The organism is Endozoicomonas atrinae, assembly GCF_001647025.1.
Classification (GTDB): Bacteria; Pseudomonadota; Gammaproteobacteria; order Pseudomonadales; family Endozoicomonadaceae; genus Endozoicomonas; species Endozoicomonas atrinae.
Window position 1 is genome coordinate 1 of the sequence record NZ_LUKQ02000368.1, and the last position, 4067, is coordinate 4067.

At 47.5% G+C, this 4067-nt stretch carries 5 protein-coding genes and 1 pseudogene; 3 read left to right on the plus strand and 3 right to left on the minus strand.

Annotated features, from left to right (window positions below; all coding sequences use genetic code 11):
• Positions 1-190, plus strand: a pseudogene (locus tag AK963_RS35995) (IS630 family transposase); the annotation flags it as partial.
• Positions 191-199: 9 nt separating this feature from the next.
• Here AK963_RS35995 and AK963_RS26255 read toward each other — a convergent pair.
• Positions 200-475: a hypothetical protein gene (locus tag AK963_RS26255; protein ID WP_066018308.1), complete on the minus strand. Its 276-nt coding sequence runs from the start codon at positions 473-475 to the stop codon at positions 200-202.
• Between the two features lie 149 nt (positions 476-624).
• Here AK963_RS26255 and AK963_RS26260 point away from each other — a divergent pair, with 149 nt between their 5' ends.
• Together AK963_RS26260 and AK963_RS26265 are read left to right on the plus strand one after the other, a co-directional pair.
• Positions 625-1533 (plus strand): LysR family transcriptional regulator, encoded by a 909-nt coding sequence (locus AK963_RS26260; protein WP_066018309.1) that lies wholly within the window; start codon positions 625-627, stop codon positions 1531-1533.
• A gap of 101 nt (positions 1534-1634) precedes the next feature.
• Complete coding sequence (locus tag AK963_RS26265; RefSeq protein ID WP_066018310.1) at positions 1635-2930, plus strand: NAD(P)/FAD-dependent oxidoreductase; 1296 nt, start codon at positions 1635-1637, stop codon at positions 2928-2930.
• A gap of 5 nt (positions 2931-2935) precedes the next feature.
• On the opposite strand, the gene AK963_RS26270 is transcribed toward AK963_RS26265, so the two are convergent.
• The gene (locus AK963_RS26270) at positions 2936-3430 is read right to left on the minus strand and encodes a 2-thiouracil desulfurase family protein (RefSeq protein ID WP_066018312.1); all 495 of its coding nucleotides are present in this window, start codon (positions 3428-3430) and stop codon (positions 2936-2938) included.
• A gap of 441 nt (positions 3431-3871) precedes the next feature.
• The coding region (locus AK963_RS36000; protein ID WP_238593858.1) for a hypothetical protein at positions 3872-4067 on the minus strand (196 nt) is incomplete at its 5' end.

Sequence of the window (4067 nt, forward strand, 5' to 3'; positions counted from 1 at the left end):
ACCATTCGCACCGGAGTTAAACAGCTCAGAAAGGCTATGGGAGTGGATGCGGGAGCATGACTTATCAAACAAAGCATTTTCAGGTTATGAAAATATTGTAGATTGTTGCTGTGAAGCTTGGAATAACCTTTGCAGCGAAGCTGGTCGACTGTTCAGTCTGTGCTCCCGTGATTGGGCAGTTATACAGTAGTTAGAAAATTCAATTGGTATCATAACTGTTTCTCATGATATTGGCTGTTTTAGCATCAAGAGGAACAATCAGGCCCTTTTCATTACGCTCAAAGGCATCTCTATCCTGCCAGTTCAAACGCTCACTCAGCACCTTGTTGGCAGCAATAGTATGCTCGCTGGCAGGCTTTCCCTTCACCTCAAGATCACCATGAACATGGTCATGATGGTCTGCCGCACCGACGGGAAGAGCCAGAGACATGGCCAGGACAAGAGCGGTTACTTTGGTTTGAGTCTGCGTTTTCATAATTACCTCTTCAACTTTATTCTTTGATCTGCTTTCCAGGCTCTGATAACAGAAGCCATCTTGCGTTTTGTTGAAGCCAGTTTATGGGCAAGACTCATAACAAAAAATAAAGTAATGTTTATTCAAAACATCACGAATGGTTATGTATTGTGATTACAAAAACAGATACCCCTCTGGACCTGAACCTGCTATCGGTTTTTCTGGAAGTTTATCGCCTCAGATCAATCACTCTGGCTGCCGATGCGTTAGAGATGACTCAGCCCGGTGTCAGTGGAGTCCTGAAGCGCCTACAGCAACAGCTGGGTGCCGAATTGTTTGTCAGAGAAGGAAGAGGCATTTCTCCCACCCATATTGCCGTCCAGCTCGCCAGTGAAATATCGCCAGCCTTGAATGATGTCAGCAATGCCATCAGCAACATCAAACAGTTTGATCCACAGCAACCAAGAGTATTCCGCGTGCTCTGCAACGAGATGGCACTGCTCCACTTTCATCCACGTATCGAGCACGATAAAACACTGGGTAATGTTTCCATTGAATTTGTTATCGCCCCCAGTAATGAGGACGACATGCTGCAGGAACTCAGCCTGCAGAAAGCCGACCTGGCGCTGGACATAACCGGACAATTAAGCCCTTCATATAAAAGCCACCCAGTGATTCAGGATGAGATTGTTATTGTGGCCAGAAAAGATCATCCACGGATTCATCAGACACTGACTGAGCAGCAGTACTACCAGGAAAAACACGTCACAATGCGTATTCGCCGGGCAAACATATACGCAGCTGACTACTTCACCAAAACACCGCTCAAACCCCGGAAAATCAGCGCCGAATGCGACTCCCTGATGTCCATGCTGGCCCTGGTTTCCAGCTCAGACAGCATCGGCAGCACATCACGGAGCCTGGCGAGCCGGTACGCGCCACTGTTTAATCTGCAGGTTATTGAGCAGCCCTTTGAAACCCTGCCGATTGAGCACGTGATGATCTGGCACTCAAGAACGGACTACAGCCCTGCTCACCAGTGGCTAAGGGAAAAGATTCAAAACCATACCGGTCAATAAAAAAACAGCGGCTTGATTTTTTACCGTTATGCATCATGGTAATAGAAACATTCGGGAGATAGTGAGACAGGGCTTATGCAAAGAGCAGTGTCGCGGGTTTGATGACAGCAAAAACTCTGTCACCCTTTTTCCGTGAAGTGATCATTCTGGAAAAGGATACGCTCAACAGCGAGAACGGCCTCCATAAAGGGGTTGGCCAGGGGCCACACTCTCACGTTCTGCTGCCCAGTGGTATGGAAATACTGAAACAGCTCTTAGACTCCCCTGAATTCAACCCTCGGGAATATGGCATCTATCCGGCAGATGCGGCTGAAGAACTGAAATGGTTTCAGTTTGGAGTCTGGAAAAAGCGGTTTCACTCCGGTGTGAATATGGGCTGGTGTCACCGTTCACAGTTTGAGTGGCGTGTTCGTCAGGACGTGCTCTCGGTTGACAACATTCAGTTGAGCAGCACCGCCCGTGTGGTTGGCCTCATGGTTGCGGAAGAAGGTAATCGTATCAAAGGGGTGCAATACCAGACCGGCTCGGGTAAAGAAGAAATCAAGGCACTGGAGGCTGATTTGGTGATTGATGCTTCCGGCCGGGGAACCCACACCCCCAAATGGCTCAGTGAAGCGAATATCGCCAGCGTCACGGAGGATGAAGTCAGAACACAGATCTCCTACACCACACGTCGGTTCCGGCTCCCCCCTTCCCTTAAAGACTCACTGGACTGGAAGGTACTGGCCATCTACCCAGAACCACCTCATGTCAAACGGGGGGGCATGATCTACCCACTGGGCAATGGTGAGTGGATGACCACTCTGGTGGGTTTTAACGGTGAAATTGCGCCATCCGACATCGACGGTTATATGGACTATGCGCAATCATTACCACAACCAGAACTCTATGAGGTGTTAAAGCAATCTACCCCGATTGGTGACCCGCTCAATTACCGGGTTCCTGGCAGCCTCTGGCGGCGATACGATGATAGTAAACAGTGGCCGGGTAATTATGCAGTGGTCGGTGATGCCGTCTGCAGCTTTAACCCCATTTATGGCCAGGGTATCACCATGGTATTAAAAGACCTGCAGAAACTCAGGGCACTGCTCGAACGGAAAGAAAGTGACTTTACTCCCGCGACCATGACTCACCTTCAGAAGCAGATAGGTAAGGGAAAAATCATCCCCTGGCTGATGGCCGCCAGCCCGGACTTTATGTATACCGGAACCACTGGGAACAAACCACCCGGTGTCAGCATAATGAACAGTTACATCAAAGCCCTGATGAAACTGGCCGGTAAAGACCAGGATATTCATCAGCGTTTTATCGAAGCGTTTACCTTTTTGAAAAGCCCGACAGTACTGATGACTCCAAGCGTTATAGGAAAAGTGGTGGTGCAGAAGCTATTCGGGTAAGAAAACTACTTCTTTTTGTAGTCATTCAACGCCTGATGGTAATCAGAGTCATTAACGACCTGAATGCCCGCTTTTTTCAGAATGGCGGTGGTGGTGCCATCACCTGATTTAAGATTCTGAAAGTCTTCAGTAAACACCTGACCGCACCCACAGGATGGGCTGTTGCTTTTTAAAATCGCCAGTTCGGCTCCGGATGACTTGGCCAGATCCAGAGTTTTGATGCCGCCTCGAATATAGGCATCGGAAACATCCTTCCCCTCATGGGTCAGAACTTGAGCCTCACCTGCCAGCACGTCCACCCCATCAGCATTACCTTCCCTGCCAACAATTCTGGCCCTGGGCCTAGGCGTGGACAGCCCGCCCATCTCCTCCGGGCAGACCAGAATCAGCTGAACATCCTCAAGATCATCCTTTAATGCCTGGTTCGTACAGGTACCGCCATCAAACCGGCAATTTTCACCCAGCAAACAGGCACTGACCATCACTTTTTTATCAGTCATTCTTTCACCAACAACAAACACAGTTCATATTCATTACTTATATATAGCAGTAAATTTCAAATCAATTTTTGCAGGCGGTAGAAGTTATTCCACTATTGGATAGGTACATAATGATGAAGCACTAAAAAGCCCTTATCCATATGGAATCAATAATGATCACCTCAATGGACAAGGGCATATCATGTCAGCAAATATTTTTTAGATATTTAACAGCCACCTGGCCAGAGAATACCGTTAGCTATTTTTTTCTCCATAGAGCCAGTTGTGATTGGTGGAAGTCATGTATATCTCTACACTCACGGCGAATATCTCTCAAGATATTTTTGGAATTGTCTTCAGCATAAGAGTGCCCGGAATATTTGATTTCATTGTAGGCGATGACACCTTCAACCAGACCGTGTATTCCAAAAATAGCACCACCAACCCCCAGTGAGATTGGATTCAAAAGCCCAATTGTAGTGAGAGCTGACCCAGCCACTCCAACAATCTGACCAGGAAGCCAGCCAACATGGGAATGTAATTTAAATTGTGTAAACGCTTGTCGTTAATACTCCAAAATGGAGAATAACAATGAGCGTTGAAATCAACGAAAAACTGGTAGATCAAATAGCCAGTCAGATTAAAACTCAGGATGATC

Excerpts from the sequence above, each read along its gene's own strand:
- AK963_RS26255 (WP_066018308.1), bottom strand. The coding sequence starts at position 475 with ATGAAAACGCAGACTCAAACCAAAGTAACCGCTCTTGTCCTGGCCATG.
- AK963_RS26265 (WP_066018310.1), top strand. The coding sequence starts at position 1,635 with ATGACAGCAAAAACTCTGTCACCCTTTTTCCGTGAAGTGATCATTCTG.
- AK963_RS26270 (WP_066018312.1), bottom strand. The coding sequence starts at position 3,430 with ATGACTGATAAAAAAGTGATGGTCAGTGCCTGTTTGCTGGGTGAAAAT.